This window comes from Streptomyces sp. Edi4, from assembly GCF_040253615.1.
Classification (GTDB): Bacteria; Actinomycetota; Actinomycetes; order Streptomycetales; family Streptomycetaceae; genus Streptomyces.
Genome location: NZ_JBEJGY010000004.1, coordinates 883179 through 906053, shown reverse-complemented (window position 1 = coordinate 906053; position 22875 = coordinate 883179). Strand labels below are relative to the sequence as shown.

The 22875-nt window shown below is 72.3% G+C and carries 24 protein-coding genes; 12 read left to right on the top strand and 12 right to left on the bottom strand.

Going from position 1 to position 22875, the window contains the following annotated elements; translation table 11 throughout:
* The first annotated feature begins 97 nt into the window (after window positions 1-97).
* Complete coding sequence (locus tag ABR738_RS06055) at window positions 98-868, top strand: DUF2127 domain-containing protein (RefSeq protein ID WP_350228936.1); 771 nt, start codon at window positions 98-100, stop codon at window positions 866-868.
* Between the two features lie 101 nt (window positions 869-969).
* Window positions 970-1377, top strand: coding sequence for a hypothetical protein (locus ABR738_RS06050; protein WP_350228935.1), 408 nt, complete (start codon window positions 970-972; stop codon window positions 1375-1377).
* A 4-nt stretch (window positions 1378-1381) separates the two neighbouring features.
* Here the strand turns inward: ABR738_RS06050 and ABR738_RS06045 are convergent, their stop codons facing one another.
* Complete coding sequence (locus ABR738_RS06045) at window positions 1382-2389, bottom strand: cytochrome c oxidase assembly protein (RefSeq protein WP_502964037.1); 1008 nt, start codon at window positions 2387-2389, stop codon at window positions 1382-1384.
* 207 nt (window positions 2390-2596) lie between these two features.
* Here ABR738_RS06045 and ABR738_RS06040 point away from each other — a divergent pair, with 207 nt between their 5' ends.
* Window positions 2597-3829 carry a cytochrome P450 gene (locus ABR738_RS06040; protein ID WP_350228934.1) on the top strand — a complete coding sequence of 411 codons (1233 nt, stop codon included), beginning with the start codon at window positions 2597-2599 and terminating at the stop codon, window positions 3827-3829.
* Between the two features lie 31 nt (window positions 3830-3860).
* Complete coding sequence (locus ABR738_RS06035) at window positions 3861-4052, top strand: ferredoxin (RefSeq protein WP_350228933.1); 192 nt, start codon at window positions 3861-3863, stop codon at window positions 4050-4052.
* A gap of 18 nt (window positions 4053-4070) precedes the next feature.
* Here the strand turns inward: ABR738_RS06035 and ABR738_RS06030 are convergent, their stop codons facing one another.
* From ABR738_RS06030 to ABR738_RS06010, 5 genes are all read right to left on the bottom strand, one after another.
* Window positions 4071-4754, bottom strand: a complete 684-nt coding sequence (locus ABR738_RS06030; RefSeq protein ID WP_350228932.1) for a TetR/AcrR family transcriptional regulator — start codon at window positions 4752-4754, stop codon at window positions 4071-4073.
* The gene (locus ABR738_RS06025; RefSeq protein ID WP_350228931.1) at window positions 4751-6226 is read right to left on the bottom strand and encodes an MFS transporter; all 1476 of its coding nucleotides are present in this window, start codon (window positions 6224-6226) and stop codon (window positions 4751-4753) included. The genes ABR738_RS06030 and ABR738_RS06025 overlap by 4 nt, the downstream gene beginning before the upstream one ends.
* A gap of 187 nt (window positions 6227-6413) precedes the next feature.
* Window positions 6414-7955 (bottom strand): alpha/beta hydrolase, encoded by a 1542-nt coding sequence (locus ABR738_RS06020; RefSeq protein WP_350228930.1) that lies wholly within the window; start codon window positions 7953-7955, stop codon window positions 6414-6416.
* 159 nt (window positions 7956-8114) lie between these two features.
* Entirely contained in the window at window positions 8115-8783 is a 669-nt protein-coding gene (locus ABR738_RS06015) for a transcriptional regulator (RefSeq protein ID WP_350228929.1), read from the bottom strand.
* A 71-nt stretch (window positions 8784-8854) separates the two neighbouring features.
* Window positions 8855-9967 carry a hypothetical protein gene (locus ABR738_RS06010; protein ID WP_350234438.1) on the bottom strand — a complete coding sequence of 371 codons (1113 nt, stop codon included), beginning with the start codon at window positions 9965-9967 and terminating at the stop codon, window positions 8855-8857.
* A gap of 212 nt (window positions 9968-10179) precedes the next feature.
* Here ABR738_RS06010 and ABR738_RS06005 point away from each other — a divergent pair, with 212 nt between their 5' ends.
* Genes ABR738_RS06005 through ABR738_RS05990 form a run of 4 tightly spaced genes read left to right on the top strand, consistent with a single transcriptional unit; the run spans window position 10180 to window position 13147 of the window.
* Window positions 10180-10656, top strand: a complete 477-nt coding sequence (locus ABR738_RS06005; protein ID WP_350228928.1) for a MarR family winged helix-turn-helix transcriptional regulator — start codon at window positions 10180-10182, stop codon at window positions 10654-10656.
* Window positions 10653-11489, top strand: a complete 837-nt coding sequence (locus ABR738_RS06000; protein WP_350228927.1) for an ATP-binding cassette domain-containing protein — start codon at window positions 10653-10655, stop codon at window positions 11487-11489. Before ABR738_RS06005 ends, ABR738_RS06000 begins: the two co-directional genes overlap by 4 nt.
* Entirely contained in the window at window positions 11449-12318 is an 870-nt protein-coding gene (locus ABR738_RS05995; RefSeq protein WP_350228926.1) for an ABC transporter permease, read from the top strand. Before ABR738_RS06000 ends, ABR738_RS05995 begins: the two co-directional genes overlap by 41 nt.
* 28 nt (window positions 12319-12346) lie before the next feature.
* Window positions 12347-13147 carry a methyltransferase domain-containing protein gene (locus tag ABR738_RS05990; RefSeq protein ID WP_350234437.1) on the top strand — a complete coding sequence of 267 codons (801 nt, stop codon included), beginning with the start codon at window positions 12347-12349 and terminating at the stop codon, window positions 13145-13147.
* Between the two features lie 10 nt (window positions 13148-13157).
* Here the strand turns inward: ABR738_RS05990 and melC2 are convergent, their stop codons facing one another.
* The 5 genes from melC2 to ABR738_RS05965 all read right to left on the bottom strand — a co-directional run bounded on the left by melC2 (window position 13158) and on the right by ABR738_RS05965 (window position 18118).
* Window positions 13158-14003, bottom strand: coding sequence for a tyrosinase MelC2 (gene melC2, locus ABR738_RS05985; protein ID WP_350228925.1), 846 nt, complete (start codon window positions 14001-14003; stop codon window positions 13158-13160).
* 53 nt (window positions 14004-14056) lie between these two features.
* Complete coding sequence (melC1, locus tag ABR738_RS05980; protein WP_350228924.1) at window positions 14057-14446, bottom strand: apotyrosinase chaperone MelC1; 390 nt, start codon at window positions 14444-14446, stop codon at window positions 14057-14059.
* 463 nt (window positions 14447-14909) lie between these two features.
* Complete coding sequence (locus tag ABR738_RS05975) at window positions 14910-16001, bottom strand: phosphatidylinositol-specific phospholipase C domain-containing protein (protein WP_350228923.1); 1092 nt, start codon at window positions 15999-16001, stop codon at window positions 14910-14912.
* Window positions 16002-16135: 134 nt separating this feature from the next.
* Window positions 16136-16582 carry a subtilase-type protease inhibitor gene (locus ABR738_RS05970; protein ID WP_350228922.1) on the bottom strand — a complete coding sequence of 149 codons (447 nt, stop codon included), beginning with the start codon at window positions 16580-16582 and terminating at the stop codon, window positions 16136-16138.
* A 378-nt stretch (window positions 16583-16960) separates the two neighbouring features.
* Entirely contained in the window at window positions 16961-18118 is a 1158-nt protein-coding gene (locus tag ABR738_RS05965; protein ID WP_350228921.1) for a D-alanyl-D-alanine carboxypeptidase family protein, read from the bottom strand.
* A 235-nt stretch (window positions 18119-18353) separates the two neighbouring features.
* Between ABR738_RS05965 and ABR738_RS05960 the strand changes: the two genes are divergently transcribed.
* The 4 genes from ABR738_RS05960 to ABR738_RS05945 all read left to right on the top strand — a co-directional run bounded on the left by ABR738_RS05960 (window position 18354) and on the right by ABR738_RS05945 (window position 21604).
* Window positions 18354-19598, top strand: a complete 1245-nt coding sequence (locus ABR738_RS05960) for a carbohydrate-binding protein (protein WP_350228920.1) — start codon at window positions 18354-18356, stop codon at window positions 19596-19598.
* A 154-nt stretch (window positions 19599-19752) separates the two neighbouring features.
* Window positions 19753-20358 carry an LPXTG cell wall anchor domain-containing protein gene (locus ABR738_RS05955; RefSeq protein WP_350228919.1) on the top strand — a complete coding sequence of 202 codons (606 nt, stop codon included), beginning with the start codon at window positions 19753-19755 and terminating at the stop codon, window positions 20356-20358.
* A gap of 65 nt (window positions 20359-20423) precedes the next feature.
* On the top strand, window positions 20424-21083 hold the full coding sequence (locus ABR738_RS05950) for an RNA polymerase sigma factor (protein WP_350228918.1): 660 nt from the start codon (window positions 20424-20426) through the stop codon (window positions 21081-21083).
* Window positions 21080-21604, top strand: a complete 525-nt coding sequence (locus tag ABR738_RS05945; protein ID WP_350228917.1) for a hypothetical protein — start codon at window positions 21080-21082, stop codon at window positions 21602-21604. The genes ABR738_RS05950 and ABR738_RS05945 overlap by 4 nt, the downstream gene beginning before the upstream one ends.
* A gap of 135 nt (window positions 21605-21739) precedes the next feature.
* Here ABR738_RS05945 and lepB read toward each other — a convergent pair whose 3' ends face one another.
* A complete protein-coding gene (gene lepB, locus ABR738_RS05940) occupies window positions 21740-22666 on the bottom strand; it encodes a signal peptidase I (RefSeq protein WP_502964036.1) in 927 nt (308 codons plus the stop codon).
* Window positions 22667-22875: the final 209 nt, after the last annotated feature.

Sequence of the window (22875 nt, the reverse complement as noted above, 5' to 3'; positions counted from 1 at the left end):
CGGGACGACCCCGTGGCAAGTCCACGACAAGGGTCCACTACGGTCCCTGTGAGCACATCGGCCCGCGCCGCGTCGCGGGCCTCACGGGAGGAAGAGCATGAAGATCGACTGGGACCGGCGCACCTGCGCGCGCCGCGGCCATGTGACGTACGCGCCCCAGGAGGCCGTACTGCGCGACCGGTTGCGCGCCGAGACCGGTTTCGGCGAGGCCTGGCGCTGTCTGCGCTGCGGGGACTTCGTCCTCGGCGCGCCGCACGGCTCGGGGCCGGCCGAGGACGCCCCGCTGGTGCCGCGCGGCAAGGTGCTGCGCGATCTGTTCATCCTGCGCTTCTTGGCCATCGAGCGGGCCGTGCGCGGCGTGTTCATCGTCCTGGTGGCCATCGCGGTGTGGAAGTTCAGCAACAGCCAGGACGCGGTGCGCCGGTTCTTCGACGAATACCTCGACGTGTTCCGGCCGGTCTTCCGCCACTTCCACTACGACCTCGACCACTCGCCGGTGGTCGGCACCATCCAGAAGACCTTCGACTACAAGCACTCGACCCTGGTGATCGTCGCGGTGGCGCTGCTGGTGTACGCGCTGATCGAGATCGTCGAGGGCGTCGGTCTGTGGCGGGCCAAGCGGTGGGCGGAGTACCTCACCGTCGTCGCCACGGCGATGTTCCTGCCGCTGGAGATCTACGAACTCACCGAGAAGATCAGCTGGGTGAAGATCGCCACGCTGACCGTCAACATCCTGGCGGTCCTCTACATCCTGCTCGCCAAGCGCCTGTTCGGCCTGCGGGGCGGCCACGCGGCCTTCGAGGCGGAGCGCCACAGCGCCTCGCTGATCGAGGTGGAGACGTCGGCGGGCGTCCCGGCGCACCACTGACGCCACCGAGACCGGACGCGTACGAACGGCTTGACGGGTAACAGTTACAGACAGCGTGCGGCGCCCTGGCCGCACCTGACGTTCCTTGGGGGATGACAACGATGAACCAACCGCACTCCACGCCCCTGGCCAAGCGGTCCCGGCGCGGCCCCGGTCCGCTGCGCCGGGCGGCGGTGCTGCTGGCCCTGGTACTCGGCGCCTCGCTCGCGGCGGGCCCGGTGGCCGCGCAGGCGGCGCCGCGCGCCGCGACCGCGTCCGTGACGGCCGCGCAGGCCGCGCCCGCCTCGGACGCGGCCGGTACGGCTCAGGCGGCGCGCGCCGGGCAGCACACCGCGCCGGCCGCGTCCCACGCCCTGGCGTCCAAGAAGGCCAAGAAAAAGAAGAAGGGCGGCTTCTTCAAGAAGCTCGGGATCTTCCTGCTGATCCTGGTGCTCCTGTTCATCGCGCTCGTGGTCTTCGTGATCTGGTTCATCGTGAGCCGGCTGCGCAGGCGCCGCGACCGGCACTGACCGGTCAGCTCTCCGGGCCGCGCTGACGCATCCGCTGCCCGACCGCTCCGCCGTCCGTCTCCCACCAGGGCCGTACGAGCTCCGCGTCCTTCGGCCGTCCCGTCACCGGGGCGGCCGGAGCCAGTTCGGCGTCGAGGCGGCGGTCGAGCACCACGCGCTGGGCGCGGTCGGCGCGCGACCACTGCACCAGGATCGCGAGCAGGAACGGCAGTGACACCAGTTCGGCGATGGTGACCATCGCGCCGCCGCCGAGCTGCTGGTCCCGCTGGACGTCGGGCGCCCAGGCGGGGGAGTGGCCCAGGTACCAGGCGCCGGCGATCAGGGTGCTGTGGGTCATCACGACGATGCCGGGCACCGCGTCGATCAGCCCGTCGAGGAAGACGAGCGCGGCCCGCACCGGGTGGGTGCACCAGGCCGGCAGCGCCGCCTCGTGGGTGAGCATCGGCAGCACGAACAGGCTTCCCGCGAGCAGCAGATGGAGATACATCAGCTCGTGCAGCGCGGGGTGGCGCAGCGCCGTCTCGAAGTACGGCGTGAAATAGACACAGAGCTCCGTGGCGAGCACCAGGGCCGTACTGACCAGCGGGAAGGTGAGGAACCGCACCAGGCGTCCGCTCATGGCGCCCCGGAGCCGGCCCGCGCCGCGCTCCGGCAGCGCGAGCGTGCCAAGGCGCAGCGGGTCGCCCAGGGCGAGCCCGAGCGGCGCGATCAGGTCGAGCAGGACGTTCTGTACGGCGGCCGGCCAGAACAGCTCGGTGTCGTACACCGCGAGCGCCGACATGGTGGCCACGGCCAGGGCGCCGAGGCCGATGAACGCGAAGGCCGCGGTGCGCGCCAGGGGCCAGGGCTCGCCGCGCCGGCGCAGCCGCAGCACGCCCCAGCCGTACAGCGCGGCCAGGGCGACGATCAGCAGCAGCGCCGCCGCGTCGGGCCGCCACACCGTCAGCAGCCGCCCCGTGGTCAGCTCGGGCAGGCCGCCCGTCGCGCCTTCGCCCAGGGTCATACCGGACATCAGGGTCGATCTCCTCACCGGCCCGTGACGCACGACGGGCCGCACACACGCTAGCCCTGTCCGCCCCTGAGCCCCGCACCGGCCCCGGGCGCGCTGGGCCGAAAGGGCGCAAAGGAGGGAATCGGCCGAAGAACGCGTAGACGCCATAGGTGCCTGAGGCATGTAGTGGAGATCGGCAAGACGGATCCCTTCGCTTGCGAGGTCTTCATGACAGGCAGCAACACCAGCGTCAGCACGGACCACACCGCCGCCTCCCCGGACAGCGTCACCTTCCCGCAGAACCGCGGCTGCCCCTACCACCCGCCCACCGCGTACCAGCCGCTGCGCGACGCGCGGCCGCTGGCCCGCGTCCGCCTCTACGACGGCCGGCCCGTGTGGATGGTCACCGGGCTCGCCGAGGCGCGCGCCCTGCTGGCCGACCCCCGGCTCTCCAGTGACCGCACCCACGACGGCTTCCCCTCCCCGACGGCCAGGTTCGCCGGCATCACCAAGCGCAGGACCGCGTTGCTCGGCGTGGACGACCCGGTGCACGCCACCCAGCGCCGGATGCTGATCCCCAGCTTCACCCTCAAGCGCACCGCCGCACTGCGGCCGCGCATCCAGGAGACCGTGGACTCGCTCCTGGACCGGATGGTCGCGCAGGGGCCGCCGGCCGACCTGGTCGGCGCCTTCGCGCTGCCGGTGCCCTCGATGGTGATCTGCGCGCTGCTCGGCGTGCCGTATGAGGATCACGCGTTCTTCGAGGGCCAGTCCCGCAAGCTGCTGCGGGGGCCGAAGACCGCCGACGTCGAGGCGGCCCGCGACGCCCTGGACGACTACTTCCTGCGGCTCATCGACCGCAAGCGGAAGGAACCCGGCGACGGGCTGCTCGACGAACTGATCGGACGGCGCCTGGACGAAGGCCTCCTGGATGAGCGTGAGCTGGTGGACCTCGCCGTCATCCTGCTGGTGGCGGGCCATGAGACCACCGCCAACATGATCTCGCTCGGCACCTTCACCCTGCTCCAGCACCCGCAGGCGCTGGCCGAACTGCGCTCCGACGCGGCCCTCATGCCGGCCGCCGTCGAGGAGCTGCTGCGTTTCCTGTCGATCGCGGACGGGATGCTGCGGGTGGCTCTTGAGGACATCGAGATCGGCGGCGAGGTGGTACGGGCCGGTGACGGTGTGGTCTTCTCGACGTCCGTCATCAACCGGGACAGCGCCAGCTACGAGGAGCCCGACCGGATCGACTGGCACCGCGCCACCCGCCACCACGTCGCGTTCGGCTTCGGCATCCACCAGTGCCTCGGCCAGAACCTGGCGCGGGCGGAGATGGAGATCGCGCTGCGCTCGCTGTTCGACCGGCTGCCGAACCTGCGGCTCGCGGTGCCGGCGCAGGAGATTCCGTTCAAGCCGGGCGACACCATCCAGGGCATGGTCGAACTCCCCGTCGCCTGGTAGCGGACGGGAACCGAAGGAGAAGGAGCAGCGGATGCGGATCGGCATCGACAAGGACGTCTGTATCGGCGCGGGCCAGTGCGCGCTCACCGCCCCCGGCGTCTTCACGCAGGACGACGACGGCTTCAGCGAGTTGCTGCCCGGCCGCGAGGACGGCGGCGGTGACCCGCTGGTCCGCGAGGCCGCCCGGGCCTGCCCGGTGGGGGCCGTCACCGTCCACGATTAGCCAAACAGCTAATTCCGGTCAGTTCTCCGGGCCGCGGTTCGCCGGACGGCAGTTCTCCGGGCCGCAGTTCTCGGGGTCGCCGTTCGCCGGACGGCAGTTCTCCGGGCCGGTGATCAGACGCTGCACGGCCGGCGCGTACAGATCCGCCAGCTGCTCGGGCGTGGCGCGCTCCCCGGCGCCCGGCCGGTGCAGACTGAGGGTCGCGCCGAGCCCCAGCAGCAGACCGGCGATCAACTCGGCCCTCAACTCGCTGTCCCCACCGCGCAGTTGACCGGCGAGACGGGACGTGACCTGCTCGCGGAACCGCTCCCGCAGCAGGGTGCGTTCGTCCACGTTGCCCAGCGAGAACACCGCGCGAAGGAGCGGATCCCCCTGGTCCTCGCGCCGCATCCGCACCATCGTCAGGACGAGGTGGCGGCCCAGCGCGTCCAGCGGCGCCGCGAACAGCGTCTCGGCGGCGGGACCGAAGTCCGCGACCGTGTGGAAGAGCCGTTCCTTGCTGCCGAAGAGCTTGACGATGAGTGACGGGCTCACCCCGGCGTCCGCCGCGATGGAACGCATGGTGACCTCGGCGTACGGGCGCAGCGTGAACGCCCGCCGCGCCGCCCGCCGGATCGCGTCCCTGCCTGACTCCGCATCCCTGCCCGTCTCCGCGTGCTTGCCCGTCTCCGCGTCGCCGCCGGTGGCCGGCTGCCCGGTCATGCGCTCTCCTCGGCCGTGGTGCGTCCCGCCGCGCCCTCGGTGCGGCAGGACCCGAGGCTACCGGCGCCGGGCATCGCGCCGCCGGGCAGGCACAGGGTGGCGGCGAGCGCGGCGAGCGCGGCGCCGCCGGCGATAAGGAACACCAGCAGGTAGGCGTGCAGCGTCGGCGCGGTCCGGCCGCCCGCCTGGAAGGTGACGTTGGCCAGGACGGCGGCGACCACCGCGCTGCAACAGGCCTGGCCGACCGAGCGCATCAGGGTGTTGAGCCCGTTGGCGGCGCCGGTCTCGCTCACCGGGACCGCGCGCATCACCAGGGCGGGCAGCGCCGAGTAGGCGATCGCGGTGCCGCACGCCACCACCGTCGCGCCCGCGATGATCATGGGCAGGCTGTGGCTGGTGAAGAAGCGCACACCGTAGCCCACCGCCATGATCGCGGCCGCGAGCGCCAGCGCCGCCTTCGGACCGTACGTGGCCGAGATCTTCGCGGACACCGGCGACAGGGCCACCATCGCGAGTCCGCCCGGCAGCAGACAGAGGCCGCTGACCACGATGGACGCACCGAGCCCGTACCCGGTGGCCTTGGGCTCCTGCACCATCTGCGCGGTGACGAGCGAGTTGGCGTAAAAGGCGAACCCGATCAAAAGGGCCGCCACATTGGTGAGCAGCACAGCGGGCCGCGCCGAGACCCGCAGGTCCACGAGCGGGGTGCGGGTGCGCAGTTCGTACGCGCCCCACAGCGGCCAGATCACCACGGCGGCGCCCAGCAGGGCGAGGGTACGCGGCGAGGTCCAGCCCCACTCGGCGCCCTGGGTGATGGCGAGCAGCACCGCGACCAGGCCCGCCGAAAGACCGAGCGCGCCCACCGCGTCGAAGCGCCCGCGCGAGCGCAGCGGCGACTCCGGCACGCACCACAGCACCAGCGCGATGTCGAGGACGCCGAGCACGGCCGACGCCCAGAACATGGTGTGCCAGTCGAAGTGCTCGACGACCAGGGCCGCCACCGGCAGCCCCACGGCGGCGCCGATGCCGAGCGTGGAACTCATCAGGGCCACCGACGACAGGACCTTCGCGGGCGGCAGCTCGTCCCGCATGATGCTGATGCCCAGCGGGATCACCGCGAGCGCCGCTCCCTGGAGGGCGCGGCCCGCGATCAGCACGCCGATGTGGGAACTGATCGCGCACATCACCGAGCCCGCCGTGAGCACGCCGAGCGAGAGGATGAGCAGCCGCCGCTTGCCGTACATGTCTCCGGCCCGGCCGAGCACCGGGGTGAAGACCGCCCCGGTCAGGAGCGTGATCGTGACCAGCCAGCTCGCGGCGGCCGGGGTGCTGCCGGTCAGCGCGGGGACGTGCGGCAGCAAGGGCACCACCAGCGTCTGCATGACGGCCACGACCACACCGCAGAAGGCCAGGACCCCGACGAAGAAGCGGGGGCGTGAGGGGTCGGCGGACACGGGTATCGCTGGGGGCATGACGCTCCGTACGGCTGAAATGCGGCTCCGCGCATACGCGGATGCGCGCATACGCGAAGAGGCGGGGACGGCGAACAGGGGGACGGCGAACGAGGGACAGGGGTACACAGGCGTTCACCCCCAGGGTAAACGCTTGTGCACCCCATGATTCCCGTCCCGACGGAACTTCCTCGCCCCGGTGTGCGGATCAGCCGCGGGCGGTGGGCTCCGGCAGGGGCGCCCCGGCGCAGGTGGTGTCCTTGGCCGGCAGGGCCCCCGTGAGGAGGTAGTCCTCCACGGCGCCGTCCACGCAGGCGCTGCCGTTCTGGAACTGGCCGTGGTCGCCGCCGTCGACGGTGATCAGGCGCGAGCCCGCGAGGGCGTGGTGGACCCGGAGCGCGCCCTCGTAGTAGGCCGCCGGGTCCAGCTTCGAGGCGAGGACGAGGACGGGCGGCAGCCCCTTGCCGGTGACCTCGACCTTCGGGGCGCCGGTCCGCGGCCAGTTCGCGCAGATCGCGCCGAACGTCAACTCCCGTGCTCCGGCAAGGGGGTTGACGCGGGTGGCCGCCGCGCTCTCCCGCACCCAGTAGCGGCTGTCGCGCCGCCAGGGGGAGTCCCCGCAGGAGACCGCGAAGAAGTCGGCGAAGAAGTTGGCGCCCATGACGTGCGCCAACTGCTCTGCGGCGTTCTTCCTGGCGTCCGCCGGAGCGCTCTCGGGATGTTCGAGCAGGCCCATCAGCAGGGCGAAGTCCTCGAACCTGTCGCCCGCGTCGTACAGGGCGTTCGTGGCGGCGGCGTCCAGCTGGTTGGGCGTGACGAGGGTGCCGTCGAGGTCGAGCGGGTGGTCGCGCAGCGTGGCCCGCAGCCGCTCGTAGGAGGCCTTGGCATCGGCGGGCGTGGCGCCCTGGTGGTAGGTCGCGTCGTTCTTCGCCAGCCAGGGCAGGAAGTCCCGCTCGAAGCGGCGCTGGAAACTGAGCGGCTGGCCCACCAGGAACGACTGCCAGCCGCGCGTGAAGTCCGCCGGGCTGTCCAGGACGACCCGTTCGACGTGGCGGGGGAACTCGGTGGCGTAATACGCCCCGAGCGCGCCGGCGTAGGACGGGCCGTAGTACGACACCTTGTCCACGCCGAGCAGGGAGCGGTAGAGGTCCATGTCGTGCGCGGCCTGGTCGGTGGTGAGGTAGGGCAGCAGACCGCCGGAGTGGCGCTCGCAGTCCGCCACGAAGGCGCGGGCCCTGTCGAAGGTGGCCCCGATCGCGGCCGCCGAGCGGTCGCGCAGATCACCGCTGGTGAAGAAGGCGTCCACCGTGTCCTGGTCCGAGCAGACGACGTTGGTGCTCGCCCCCACCCCGCGCTGGTCGAAGCCGACGACGTCGTAGGCGGCCGCGAGTTTCGGGCTCAGCCCGGTCAGGGTGGCGGGCCGGTTGAGGCCCGACGCGCCGGGGCCGCCCGCCGCCATCATCAGGACGCCGCGCCTGTCCGGGCCGGTCGCCCGGTGGCGCGACACCTGGACGCTCAGGCCCGGTCCCGCGTCGGGGTGGTACCAGTCCCGGGGCACGGCCATCGTGGCGCACTCCAGCGCGCCCGAGTCGCACGCCTGCCAGTCGAGGTGCTGGAGACGGTAGCGGCCGGGCACGGGCGGGGCGGCGCCGGTGTCGGCGCTCGCCGCGGCGGCCGGCAGCGCGGCGGCGGCGAGCAGGGCGCACGCGGCGGCCGCCGCCCACCGGGCCGGCTTCTGGAACAACTGCATGATTTTCTCTCCCCGTTGGGATCGCTCCCCTTGCGGTACGTCGGTCGCCTCGATCGTCCACCGCCGGGTCCCCGCGCCTCGATCCGGCCACCACCCGGAAAAGGGGTGGCACGGGTGCCACCTCGGTGGTGGTCCAGGCGCCCGTTGAGCGGGCCCGTCTCACCGCGCGAGCGTGTTCCAGAACATCGACTCGTACGTCTGGAGCAGCCGGCCGTAGTGCGCGCCCGCGCCCACGCCCTCACCGTGCTCGTCCCACGCGCCCGAGGCGACGGCCGCCGACGCCAGCTCCGCCAGCTGTGGCGCCGGGCCGGCGAAGAAGTCGAAGAAGCCGCACGCCTCGTCCAAGAAGCCGTACCGGGTGCGCAGCGCGGCCGCCATCCGGCCGCAACAGGCGCCCCAGGCAGCGAAGTTGGCGGTCAGAGCAAGCGCCACGCTCGGAGGTTCGCCGTTCAGGGCGAGCCACGCCACATACGCGGGGTAGGCCTGGCAGCCCGCCCGTGGCAGGTACTGTCCGATGTCCTCAGGGGTGAGCCCGCAGGCGCTCTCGTACGCCCCGAGCCGGTCGAGCGCCAGCGTCTCGCCCTCGGCGAGTGCGCCGAAGAACGCCGCGCACGCGGAGCCCGGGCCCGAGCGCTCGGCGAGCATCAGGAAGGCGCGCCGGTCCGACGCGATGATGTGGCGCTGCTCCAGGGCGAGAGCGGCGAGCGCGGACAGCGGCGCGTCGCCGGACTCCACCAGCGGCAGAAGCCCGTTGTCGTCCGCCGAAGGGGCCACCGCCCGGGTCGTCGCCGCGATGATCTCCTTGGCCGTACGCGTCTGACGAGTCATGCGGGACCCTTCGCGAAGCCGGCGGTGCGGTCACGTCCAGCGTCTCACGAGCCCGCGTCACCGGCCGCCCGTCAGGCGGCGACCGGGCGCCGCCTTCGCCGCCGGTCGCGGCCCCGGTCGCGCTGGGGCCACAGGAGCACATAGGCCGTCGACGCGATCACGAACGCCAGCCGGATCAGGCCCCGCGCCGCGTCGTCCGGCACCACGAACACGCTCCCGTACAGGGTCAGCAGCGCGAGCCAGCTCCACCACGGCACCAGCCTGCGCTGCCCGATCACATCCCACAGCAGCGTCCCGAGCAGCACCGACGCCGTGTAGTAGGTGTACACGCTGGGGTCGAGGACGATGCGCGCGTTGGCCCCGAGCAGCACCACCGCCGCCCACCGCCCCCGCCACACAGCGACCGCGCCGAGCAGCAGACCGAGCGCCGCCTGGGCGGGGCGGTCCCAGCCGGGCGTCTCGGGGTCGGCGACGCCCAGCCAGCGCAGCGCGGACGCCGGCTGGTTGGGTATCGCGAACCCGGCGGCCGACATCGAGTGCGGATTGCTGAGGAAGAACGGCGCCCACGCCACCGCGACCACCGCCGCGCACCACAGCCCCGCCCTCAGCCACTGGTGGCGCGGCAGAGCGAAGAGCAGCGCGGCGAAGGTGACCGCCGTCGGCTTGGAGTCCATGGCGAGCGCCAGCCACACCCCGGTGCCCACCGGGCTGTCGCGGGTCACCGAGCGGACCGCGAGTGCGGTGAAGAACAGGGCCAGCACATCGTCGAGGTGACCGAAACGCACCGACACCTCGATCCACATCGGGATGAAGGCGAGGCCCGCGATCAGGACACGCTGGCGCAGCCGTTGGTGGTTGGTGCCGGTGCCCAGGAAGTACCAGGCGGCACTGCGTCCGGCCAGGACCACGATCACCAGGCCGAGCACCGACATCAGGAGCGCGGCGAGGAACTGGCCGGTCCGCTCGGGGAAGGGGTTGAAGAGACCGGCCGTCAGGAAGCTGACCGGACCCATCTGGAGCTCGGGATGGTGGGCGTAGAGGTTGAGGCCGCCGGTGCCGTCACCGGAGGGGCCCTGGTAGATGAGTTCGCCGCCCGCCCGCAGATAGTGCCAGGAGAAGCCACCGTTGGGCTCCACCACGGCGAACCACAGCGCTGTCCACGCCGAGAGCAGGATCAGATGCATCCTCTGACTGATGGCCGGCACGTGAGTTCAGCTCCTGTTTCCCTGCCCGATACGAATGGCGTCGCGTGGAGCGCACAGGGCCCCGGGGAAAGATGTCATGCGGCCCCGGGCCGTTCTCACAGGGGGTCCACATGTGCGCGGTGCCACACCGGGCGCGGTCGGCGGGCGCCCGAGTCTGGCACATACCTCTGACTGAGAGATAAAATCGTTCCATGGCTGCCTCTGCGGCTGTGGAAGACGCCGAACCGTTCGACGACTCCCTGGCCGATGTGCTCGCCGGTGTCCAGCGGCTCATCCGGCGCCGGCTGCGCGCCGGCCTGGACGTCCCGCCCCTGCGCGGCGCCCACATCGACGTGCTCCGGCTCCTCCTCGACCGTCCCGGCATCGGTGTGTCGGCCGCTGCCAAGGAGCTCTATCTGGCGGGCAATTCGGTCTCCACGCTCGTCAACCAGCTGGTGCGGGGCGGATACGTCCGGCGCGAGACGGACCCGGGTGATCGCCGCTCGGCCCGGCTGTACGCCACGCCCGCGGCCGCCGGCCGCCTCCGCGACTGGCGCGAGCGCAGAGCGGCGCTCGTACGGGACCAGGTGACGCGCCTGGACCCGGCCGACCGGGCCGCGCTCGACGCGGCGCTGCCTGCGCTGCGCCGGCTCGCGCGGAACCTGCACGAGGAAGTGGAGGGCTCATGAGCGACGACGACGCCGTCCGGTGCGACGGCCTCGCCTACTCCTTCGGCGCGACCTTGGCGGTCGACGGGCTCGACCTCGCGGTCGCCACCGGCGAGGTATTCGGACTGCTCGGCCCCAACGGCGCGGGCAAGACCACCGCGATCCGCTGCGTCACCACCCTGCTGCCGGTACCGGCCGGCCGGGTGCGGGTGTTCGGCCACGACGCGGCGAAGGAACCGATGGCGGTGCGCCGGCTGCTCGGCTACGTACCCCAGCAGTTGTCGGCCGACTCCGGCCTGACCGGACGCGAGAACGTGGCCCTGTTCGCCCGCGTCTTCGACGTCCCGCGCAAGGAACGCGCCCGCCGCGTCGAGCAGGCCCTGTACGCCGTCGGGCTCACCGACGCGGCCGACCGCATGGCCAGAACGTACTCGGGCGGCATGATCCGCCGCCTCGAACTGGCCCAGGCCCTGGTCAGCGCGCCCCGCCTGCTCATACTCGACGAACCGACGATCGGCCTCGACCCGATCGCCCGCACCAGCGTGTGGGAGCACATCGACGCGGTGCGCCGGGCCACCGGCATGACCGTGCTCGTGACCACCCACCACATGGACGAGGCCGACCAGTACTGCGACCGTCTCGCGCTCATGCACCGAGGCCGCGTACGGGCCCTCGGCACACCCGAAGGCCTCAAGGCCGAGCTGCGCGAGCGCACCGCCGCGACCACACCCGACGCCCCGCCGCCCACCCTGGAGGACGTCTTCCGCGACATCGCGGGCAGCGGGCTCGACAGCCAGGGAGGTGACTTCCGCGATGTCCGCAGCACCCGCCGCACCGCGGCCCGCCTCGGGTGACGTCGCGGGACCGGACGCCGACCCCCGCCTGGAGCTGCTGCTCGTCCCGCCGCGCCCCCGCACCGGCTGGCGCCTGCTGCCCGCCCGGGCCGGCGCGCTGTGCGCGGTCGAACTGCAAAAGCTCCGGCACGACCGCGCCGAGCTCTACACCCGGGCCGTCCAGCCCGCGCTGTGGCTGCTCATCTTCGGCGAGACCTTCACCCGCATCAAGGCCATCCCCACCGGCGGCATCCCCTACATCGACTATCTCGCGCCCGGCATCATCGCCCAGTCCGCCATGTTCATCGCCATCTTCTACGGCATCATGATCATCTGGGAGCGGGACTCGGGCATCCTGACCAAACTCCTGGTCACCCCCACCCCGCGCTCGGCCCTCATCACCGGCAAGGCGTTCGCCGCGGGGGTCAAGGCGCTGATCCAGGCCGTCGTGGTGATCGTGATCGCCGCGCTGCTCGGCGTGGCCCTCACCTGGAACCCGCTGCGGCTGCTCGGCGTCGCCGTCGCCGTCGTCCTCGGCTCCGCGTTCTTCTCCTGCCTGTCCATGACCATCGCCGGGATCGTGCTGACCCGCGACCGTCTGATGGGCATCGGCCAGGCCATCACCATGCCGCTGTTCTTCGGCTCCAGCGCCCTCTACCCGGTCTCGATCATGCCGGGCTGGCTCCAGGCCGTCAGCAGGGCCAATCCGCTCAGCTACCAGGTGGACGCCCTGCGCGGACTGCTCCTTGGCACCCACACCCATCTCGCCCTCGACTACGGGGTCCTGGTGGTCGCGGCGCTGCTCGGGATCCTCGCGGCGTCCTCGCTCCTTGGCAGGCTGGCGCGCTGAGCGCTGCCATCATGAACCCGTGGCCCCCATGACAGAAGACGACGGATACCTCCTGGACAATCGGCGCGCCGAGGCCGGCGAGCGCTTCGACGCGCTCGCCGAACTCTTCGACGACTCGACGTTCCGCCACTTCGACGCGCTCGGTCTCGGCCCCGGCCACCACGTCTGGGAGGTGGGCGCGGGCGGGCTCTCCGTGCCGCGAGGCCTGGCCGAACGGGTCGGCCCCGAGGGCAGGGTGCTCGCCAGTGATCTCGACACCGCGTGGCTGAGCGGCGCCGAGCTGCCGCCGAACGTCGAGGTCCGCCGCCACGACGTCGGACAGGACCAGGCGCCCGGCGGGCCCTTCGACTTCGTCCACGCGCGCCTCGTCCTGGTCCACGTCACCGACCGCGCCCGCGCCCTCGCCACCATGGCCGGGGCGCTGCGCCCCGGCGGCGTCCTGCTGATCGAGGACGCCGACCCCGCGCTCCAGCCTCTGCTCTGCCTCGACGAGTACGGCCCCGAACAAGAACGCGCCAACCGGCTGCGGCGAGGCTTTCGCGCCCTGCTCGCCGAGCGCGGCGCCGACCTCTCCTACGGGCGTAAACTTCCGCGCCTGCTAAGGGAGTCGGGCCTTGAGCGAGTCGAGGCCGACGCCTATTTCCCGGTCACCTCACCGGCCGGCGCCGTCCTCGAAGCCGCGACCGTACGCCAGGTCAGGGACCAGCTCGTCGCCCGGAACCTCGCCGACGACGAGGACATCGAGCGCCATCTGGCGAGCGTCGCCGCCGGCCGCCTGGACCTGGCGACGTCGCCGATGATCTCGGCCTGGGGCCGCCGCCCGGCCTGACGGGCGGAGCCTAGGCGGCGGTGTCCGTGCCGGCAGCGCCGTCATAGGTGTAGTACCGCGTGTGGTCGAGCAGGTCCGCCGGGCTCACGTCGTTCCAGGGCCGCATCGTGTCGTGCAGGTCCACCACATTGGCGGTGCCCGCCGCCGGCAGATAGGGCGAGCCGGGGTGCAAGGCCTGCCACCGCGCCCAGAGCCGGTCCACGAAGGCGTGGTGCAGCCAGAACACCGGGTCGTTGGGCGAGGCGCCGGTCGCCATCTGGCCGCCCACCCAGACATGGACGCGGTTGTGCAGATTGACCCCGCGCCAGCCCTCCAGGTGGTTGCGGAAACCGTCCGACGCGCTGTTCCACGGCGCCATGTCGTACGTCGTCATGGCGAGCACACCCTCGACCTCGGCCCGGGTCGGCAGCTGGGCGACGGACGCGCCGAGCGCCCGGCGCAGATAAGTACGCCCGTCCACCCGGACGTTGATGGTCCAGTTGCCCGTGCCGTGCGCGAACGGCCCGTCCATCACCTGCCCGTCCCTGCTGCGCCCGGTGCCGCCGAGGAAGTCGGCCGCCCACAGCGAGGAGGCCGGGGTGCGGTCGACCGTCCAGTCCCAGTAGGGCAGGGTGACGGAGGCGTCCACGCTCTGGAGCGCCTGCTCGAATTCGATGAGGAATCTGCGGTGCCAGGGCAGGAACGACGGCGAGCGGTGGCCGACCCGGTCGCCGGTGTCGGTGTCGCTCATGATGAAGGAGTTGTGGGTGCGGACGAAGGCGTCGTACCTTCCGTCGCGCTTGAGCTGAAGCAGCGCGTCGACGAGGCGGCGCTTCTCTGCGGCGGTGAGGTCTGCCTGGTTCTTGCGAACGGCCATGGCTGTGCTCCTGGTGGGGCTGTGGTGCGGACGGGACGTGACGGGGGAGCGGATCAGCCGAGCGGAACGAGGTCGGCGCCCTGAAGCTCCACCACGGCGGCGCGGGCGAGCGCGCGCGGAGTCGGGGAGGTCTGGTAGTGGTTCACGACGCTGATCCAGGTGCCGTCGGCGTTGCGCATCACGTGCAGGTCCCGGCCGTCTATGCGTACCGCGTAGCCGCCGCCGTGGTGCGCGTGCCCGGCGCCGGGCACGCCCTGGATGCGCCGCCCCTGGAAGACCTCGTCGAAGGCCTCGGGCAGGTCCTCGGCGGGGCCGGCGGGGTGGCGGTCGTCCGTGACGACGGCGTGCGCGGTGCCCCCGAGGGCCAGGCCGGCGAGGGCGCCCGTGGTGACGCCGATGGCGTGACGGCGGGTGGGCCGACACGCGGCGGAGGGCTGTGGCATGGCAATCCCCTTTGATTCACGGTGAGTTGGCGGGCGGTTGGTGCCGGGCCCGTTTCTGCCGGTGGCCTGCGCGATCGCCCAGGGAACCGCGACCGGCCTGGTCACGGCCGTGCCGGCCGGCGGACCCGTACGGCTCCATGCCTATCGGCTGCGGCCACGGCCGGGGAAGCGGCGATCAAGGGGTTGGGCGCAATGCGGACATGTCCCGATTCGAAGTGCGATGTTCAACAACGGCGATCTTGTCGACTCCGCGTCATCAAGGGCCCCGATGTGGAGATTTCCTCTGCAATATGCCAACGCCATGCAAATCTTGTGGTTTTGGCGGGCCGGGTGTGGCTGCCCTCACGCGCGGAAGGCGACCGGAAACGCGCGCCGGGCTTTGGCCAGTGGCCTGAACCCCGGGTAGAAAAAGAGGCGTTCACCGGCAGGGATGCCGGTGAACGCCTCAGGGTGCTGCTACAGGTCAGCCCACCCCGCGCGGCAGGGCCAGCGACTGGACCTGGGGGAGGGCGGTCCAGTCGTTGGAGGCGACGCTGGCGTGGGCGGCGGCGAGCTTGGCCACCCGGGCGCGCGCGTCCTCGGGGGAGGGGTTCTTGTCGTCCAGGGCCGGCGCCACGTTCTGCGCGTCGGTCATGATGACGAAGTAGTGGTGGGCGTCGTACCAGGCGGTGTCGATGCCGCCGCTCAGATAGGCCGACGCGTCACCGTCGAAGACGACGAACCACGGCCGGATCGAGGTCTCCGCGTAGCGTGAACGGGGGTCGCCCGCCTGAGTGTTGTGGACCGAGGGGAAGACCTGCGCCTGCGCCACGTGGCCCGCCGCCGCCAGGTCACGCAGGTGGCGCGCGTACTCGACGTCCGTCCAGAGCCGGTCGGTGGGGTTGCCCTCCTCGACCGTGCCCGGGATCACTTCGAGCATCACCTTGCCCGCGAGCTGGTCGCGGGTGGGCCAGTTGCCGGCGGCCGCGGCCTCGTCGAGGGTGGCGTACTGCCCGCCGCCGGGCTTGGCGAGCAGATCCGCCGGCCGGAAGACGGCGGAGCCCAGATGGGCGCTGATGGTCTGGTCGAGCTGGGCGGGGCCGAGGCCGAAGGTGGACTGGAAGCCCGCCTTCATCTCCAGCTTGATGACGAGCGGCGGATGCCCGGGGTGTGCCCCCAGCCAGACCCGTACGTCGTCGAGGCAGCTCTCCAGGTCCTTGTTGGCGCCGCCGGAGTAGAGCTGGGCGGGGGTGGTGGCGTTCACGCAATTGTTGCTGTTGCCCAGTGGGTTGGAGTGGCTGACCTTCCACTCCTTGGTGATGAAGTCGTCCCACACATCGAGCTCGATCATCGAGGTGCCGGTGTCGAGGGCCTGTGCCAGATAGGGGAACGCGGCCGGATCGTAGGTGTTGTGCAGGCCGGAGACGGTGGCCCCGGACAGCGGCAGCGATTGCGTTCCCGCCGCACTGGCGCCGGAGCCCGCACCCGCCGCGGCGAGGGCGAGGCAGGCACCGAGCGCGCTGAACAGGGCTGTCCGCAGCCGGGGTGCGAAACGTCTGGGCCGGGGGTCCGACACGGGTCCTCCTGGGTGAGGGTGGCATTCCATCAGGACAGTGGCATCGCCGGGTGAATAGGCGAAGACATGTCAAGTAACACGAGAGGGAACGCGGTTGTCACCCCCTGGGGCCCGGCCCGGTCGAGTGGAGCAGGCTAGAAGTTGAAGACCGCCTCCGAACCGGCGTCCTTCATGCACGAGTTGCCGTACGTGTGCACATGGCTGACGCGCCGGCCGTTCCACACGCCGTCGGCCCGCACGGTGACCGGGTTCCACAGCTGCGTACACAGGTGAGGGGCGCCGGGTGCGGCGAGAGCGGCGAAGTCGCCCTTGGCGCGCTTGAGTTCGGCGCATGCCTCGGCGGGCGTGGGGTGGGTGCCGGAGGGGGTCGGGGCGCAGTTGAGGGTCACCGCGCGCTGGACCGAGGTCGCCTGGTCGCCGGTGCCGGGCTCGATCGTGAGCACGAGGGCGGACGGCGCGTACAGGCTCATCGGCTGCTGGGCCGCGGCCGGAGCCGCGGCCGCTGAGCCGAGGCCGGTTCCGACCAGTCCATTGGCCAGCAGAGCGACGGCGACGGCACTGACTGCTGCGATCTTCCGCATTTCGAACACTCCTGGGGTTGGTTTCCGAAGAACGAACAGGAGTCTGTACCGAGGTGCGGGGTCCCGCGTACCGCGCCAAACACATTCGGTCACCTGAAGTCACGCAACGGAGCCGCATCCGTGCAGGGCGATGGATGGTCGCCCAGGTCGGCGGGTCGGGCAAGGTCGGCCAAAAGAAAGATGTGTTAGCGGGGGTTGCGTCGATTTCAAGGCAGTGGATGACTTTATTCTGGGAATCTTAGGCTGAATTGAGGGTGGCCAGAGCACGGCCCCCCGGTTGGATCACCTGCCGACTGCCGACTGCCGACTGCCGACTGCCGCGTGCCGCAATGCCGCGCGATGGTCCGCCCGCACGTGGCGGGGTCCGGTGCCACGACCTCACCGCTTGGGGCGTCCCGCGCGGGCGCGGTCCGAGCGCCGTCGGGCCAGGACCACGAGCGTGGCGGTCACGGCCAGGCCGCCGGCCACGGACCCCGCCACCGGCCAGGACGACTCCTCCTCGCTCGCGACCCCGGCCGGTTCGACGGCCGCCACCTGGGCGGTGCGCGTCTCCTGTGGCCGGTGGGCCGCCCTGGTGGGCCGTACGGGTTCGAGCGATCCCACCGCGTCGACGTGGTCCCACGCCCCGAACCCCCAGTCCAGCAGGGTCCTGGCCTCCTCGTACACCTCGAACCCGCCGCCGGACTGCGGGTTCATGACGGTCACCAGGAGGGTGCGCTCGCCCTGCTTCGCCGCCGCGATCAGGGTGTTGCCCGCGTTGCTGGTGTAGCCGTTCTTGATGCCGATGATCCCCGGGTAGCGGGCCACCCCGTCGCTGCCCGAGAGCAGGCGGTTGGTGTTCATGATTCCGTACGAACCGCCCCCGCCGGGGAACTGCGCCGAGGGGGTCGAGCAGTACTCGGCGAAGTCCGTGCGGGCCAGACCCGCACGGCCGAACACGGCGAGGTCGAAGGCCGAGGAGACCTGCCCCGGGGTGTCGTACCCGTCGGGCGAGACGACCTCGGTGTCCAGGGCGCCGAGCCTGCGGGCCTCGGCCTGCATCTGCGCCGCCGTCTGCTCCCAGCCGCCGTTGAGCGACGCGAGCACGTGCACGGCGTCGTTGCCCGAACTCAAAAACACGCCGCGCCACAGATCGGAGACCTGGTAGGTGTGCCCGGCCTCGACGCCCACGAGGCTGCTGCCCGGACCGATGCCGGCCAGGTCCTGCTCGGAGACCGTGTGCCGGTCGTCCGCGCGCAGGTGGGGGAGCGCGGTGACCGCGAACAGGGTCTTGAGCGTGCTGGCGGGCGGCAGCCTGCGGTGCGCGTCGCGGGCGGCGAGGATCTTGCCGGTGCGGGCGTCGGCGACCACGAACGAGAGCGCGGACACCCCGGCCGGAAGGGCGGGGGCGCCGGTGCGCGGACGCACGTGCTCGCCCGCCGGTACCGGCAGGGGCGCGGAGGCGGAGCTGTCCTGCGTCGGAGCCAGGCAGCACAGACCGATGGCGGCAGTGGCGGTGAGCGCTGCCATGGAACGGAATCCGGACCTGATGACCATTCAGCCACCGTAGGAACAGAACGGACATCACGCAGGTCGGCTTGTGCCGTCCGGCCTACACGCCGCCATCCGTGGGCGTGGCTGATTCCGTGCCTCGCTGCTGGCGTCCCGGTCCCGCGCGTTCACGCGGCCGGCTCCGTTCGTTCAAGGAATAGCAATGGTCTAGTCCAAGTCGTTGACGTGTTCCGGCCACCGGCCAATTCTGGGGTCCCTCCCACACTCCAGGAGACCTCGTATGAAGCCTCTTCGTGCGCTCCTCTGCGGCGCCGCGAGCGCCGCGCTGGCGGCGGCCGGTCTCGCCTCCTTCGTCGCGGGCCAGGCGTCGGGCGCGACCGTGGACGCGGCCGGGCTCGGCGCCCGCTGGTACGCCGCCGCCCCCTATCTGATGCCCCTCGACAACGACCCGCCCGACGCGCCCGCCATCATGGACGCCACCGGCCTCAAGGCCTTCCAGCTGGCCTTCGTCCTGGCTCCCGACGGAGGCGGATGCAGCCCCACCTGGGGCGGCACGGCCCCCGTCTCCTCCGACACCGCCGTCGCCGGCGTCATCTCCGCCATCCGCGCCAAGGGCGGCGACGTGTCGGTATCGGCCGGCGGCTACGGCGGCACCAAGCTCGGCCAGAACTGCTCGGACGCGGCCGCCACCGCCGCCGCCTACCAGCAGGTCATCACCAAGTACGGCCTGAAGGCGATCGACTTCGACCTCGAAGAGCCCGAGTACGAGAACACCGCCGCCATCTCCCACGAGATCGGCGCCGCCAAGATCCTCCAGCGGAACAACCCCGGTCTCTACGTGTCGGTGACCACCGCCGGCACGGCCGACGGCACCGGCTGGTTCGGCAAGCAGATGCTGAACGAGGCCAAGTCGCAGGGCTTCGTGCCCGACAACTTCTCGATCATGCCGTTCGACGGCGGGTTCAGCGGCGCCTCCGCCCAGACCAGCGCGCTGACCGGCTTCAACTCCATACTCCAGTCGACGTTCGGCTGGGACGCGGCGACCGCGTACGCCCATGAGGGCTTCTCCGGGATGAACGGGCGCAGCGACTCCGGCGAGTTCTTCTCGCAGGCCGACTTCCAGAGCGTGCTCGACTACGCGACCGGCCACAACATGGCCCGCTTCACCTTCTGGTCCCTCAACCGGGACCGGCAGTGCACCCCGCCCGACAACAACGGCAGGACGTCCGGGACGTGCAGCAGCGTTCCGCAGGCGGCCTGGGACTTCGCCAAGTACGCGGTGAGGTTCGCGGGCGCCACCCCGCCCACCTCGCCGTCTTCGCCCTCGCCGTCCTCCCCGCCGCCCTCGTCGCCCGGTGGTGGCGGCACCTGCGCGGCGGCGGCCTGGACCCCGGGCGCCGTCTACACCCAGGGCAACGAGGTCTCCCACAACGGCCACACGTACAAGGCCAAGTGGTGGACGCGCGACGAGGAGCCCGGGACCACGGGGGAGTGGGGGGTCTGGCAGGACGAGGGCGCCTGCTGAATTTCTCGCCACGGCTCCGGCCCGCGCGCCGCGTCGCGCGTGCCGGAGCCGTAGGCGTACCCGGGTCCTTCGGGCGGCCGGCAAGCGGGGCGAAAGTTTTTCGAGGACGGCGGCAACCCCCGTGCCCGCCGCGCGTCGTCAGGGGTGAAGGCGCATGTGGCGCCGCCCCCTCGACACCGTGGAGAACCACAACGTGACCGTCCCCCAGCACAGTCCCGCCAAGACCGACCCCCGCCGCCCGCACCGCCCGCGCCGCCTGGCCGGCGCCGCGGCCGCGACCGGCCTGCTCCTCGCTCTCGCCGCCCCCGCGCTCGCCGGGCCCGCCCACGCCGAAGGGCCCGGTGTCGAGGCGAGGAGCGTCGCGCAGGCCCCGGTGGCCCAGTACCGTGACGCCGACGCGTCGTCGCCGGTCAAGCGAGCGGGTGAGAGCAAGGTGGCCGCCGCGCGGCCGAGCCCTGCGGCCACCGAGCCGCCCACCGCGCCGCAGCCCAGGCGGCCTCAGGGCGTCGAGCCGTCCGCCGCGCCGCAGCCCAAGCAGCCCCAGGGCGTCGAGCCCACGGCCGCGGCGCTGGCCGGCGGCGGCGCCGAGCCGAGCGCGGCGCCGAGCGCACCGGCGGCCGCCCCCGCGCCCGCCGATCAGAAGGAGCTGGCCCATACTGGTTCGTCCACGGCCACGACGGTGATGGGCGTCGGCGCCGGTGCGCTGATCCTCGTGGGTCTCGGCACCGTCTACGCCGTCCGGCGGCGGCACGCGAACTGAGGCACGCCACGGCCCCGTCCCCGCGCGAGCGGGGCGGGGCACTGCCCGCGCACCCGAGGAACGTGATGGAGTACACCGCCGCGCCGCGCCCGGCCCCCCTCTTCCCGCGCCTGTCCCCACCCCGGTGGCGCCGGCTGCTGCGCCGCAGCCGTACCGACCCGCGCGCGCGGCCGTTCACGCCACGCGGGGTGGGCCACGGCCCGGGTGGATTCGTCACGGATGGCGCCCCCGACGCCGGCCGGCCGACCATCAGCGAGCTCTACCACGCCCACCGCCTCGCGATGGTGCGTCTCGCCATCATGCTGGTGGACGACCTGGCGAGCGCCGAGGACGTCGTGCAGGACGCGTTCACCGCGCTCTACCGGCGTCACGGCGAGCGGATCGAGGAGATCGACAACGCCCTCGCGTATTTGCGGACCGCCGTCGTCAACGCCTCGCGCTCCTTGCTGCGCCGCCGTCGCACCGCGCGCGGCTACACCCCTCCCCATGAACCGCACGCGCCCTCCGCAGAGGAACGCGTGGTTCTCGACGAGGAGCACCGCGAAGTGATCGCCGCGCTCGGCCAGTTGACGGCTCGGCGGCGCGAAGTGCTCGTCCTGCGGTACTGGAGCGATCTCACGGAGGCGGAGATCGCGGCCACCCTCGGCATCAGCAGGGGCTCGGTGAAGTCCCTCGCGAGCCGGGGCATAGACGCGCTGGAGAAGATCCTGGAGGCACGGACATGAGCGGCCGCTGGAGCGAACCCGAGCACGCGGGGCGCCCGGTCGAGCGGCGGCTGCGCGCCGCGCTCGCCGCCCGCGCGGAGAACATCACCGGCGCCGATCTGCGTCCCGCGCGGCCACCGGGCCGGCAGTCGCGCCGTACGCGGCCGGCCTGGCTGTGGCCGCGCCGTCTCGCGCTGCCGCTCGCGGGGCTCGCCACGGCCGCCGCCGTGGCTGTGGGCCATGCCGCGTTCACCCCCGGCCCCGAGGAGCGGCGCCCGCTGCCCGCGCATTCGCCGGGCCCGGTCGAGCCTCCGCCCACGCGCGGGCCTTCGGTGGCGCCCACCCCGAAGCCGTCACCGCCGCCCAGCAGCGCCCCGTCCCCTGGCCCGCCGTCAGTGGACCGCTCGCCGTCCTCGCCGTCCCCGCCCCGGGAGCCCGGCGCCCTGCCCCCGTCACCGCCGGCGACAGCGGAGAAACAGGGCCACTCGCGCGGCCCCGTACCCCAGCGGGTCACGCCGCCCCCACGGACACCGGCGCCCTGACGGGCCGCCGACGACGCCCCCCACCGCCTTTGTGACCGGGTGCGGCTCGCAGGGGCGCGACCGGCGTGACGCGGGTCGGCGTCAGACGTCACCCGGGCATCGGACGTCACCCGGGCATCGGACGTCACCCGGGCGTCAGACGTCACCGTTCGGAGCGGCGGGCGTCGCGGTCAGGGCGCGCCGGCGGCGCCACAGCACCAGCGGGGCCGCCCCGGCGACGGTGAGCGCGCCCGGTGCGAGGGCCGCAGCCGTGTTGATGCCGGCCTGGTCGAAGGTGTCGGGAACCGGCAGCGTCGCCCAGCGGGTGACGGGCCAGCCGATCACGAAGGCGCGGCCCACGGCCTTGTCGACCGGGACGAGCCCGTGGTTCTTGTCCTGCTGGTGATAGCGGGAGTCCGCCGAGTTCTGCCGGTGGTCGCCCATCACCCACATCTTGCCCTTGGGCACGGTCACCTTGAACTGGCCGCCCGCCTGGTCGGCGCTGCACGGCGTGTTCCCGGGATAGACGTACGGTTCGACGAGCGGCTTCCCGTTGACCTTGAGGGGTCCGGTGCCCTTGCACTCCACCGTGTCCCCGGCCACCCCGATGACCCGCTTGATCAGATCGTGTTCGTCGGCCGACGGCAGGATGCCGATGAACGACAGGGCCTTTTGGACCACGTTCTGGGGCGAAGTCGGCTCGTCCTGAAGCCAGTTGTCGGGATCGTGGAAGACGACGACCTCGCCGCGCGCGGGTTCCGATCCGAACCAGGGGGTCAGTTTGTCGACGAGCACCCGGTCACCGGGCTGGAGCGTGTTCTGCATCGACTCCGAGGGGATGGAGAACGCCTGCACAAGGAACGTCTTGATGAGGAGCGCGAGCACGAGCGCGACGCCGATGAGGATCGGCAGTTCCTTCCAGAAGGAGCGGTGCTTGGCACGCCGCCGGGGGGTGCCCGGCTCGTCCGGCTCCTCGCCGTCGGTCCCCGTACTCCCGCCGGCGCCGACCGCTGAATTCCCCACGCTGCTCCTCCGGTCCTTGGTGGTCGAAGCCCCGGACGGCTCCGATCCACGACTGCCCAACGAACGGTAGTTCCCGGGGGCCCCCGATCGACGAGGGCCCCGGGGAGTGTCCGGCGATGTTTCCCGTAGCGGGGCGATCCGGCGGGCGCGGACCCCGGTCCTGCGCATCATCCGGGCCCGACGCGCACCCCGGCCTGAGGCGCGCACCTCGGGCCCGCGCGCACCTCGGGCCGGCGCGGCCCCCGGGTCGGTGGCGCGGCGGGCCGGTG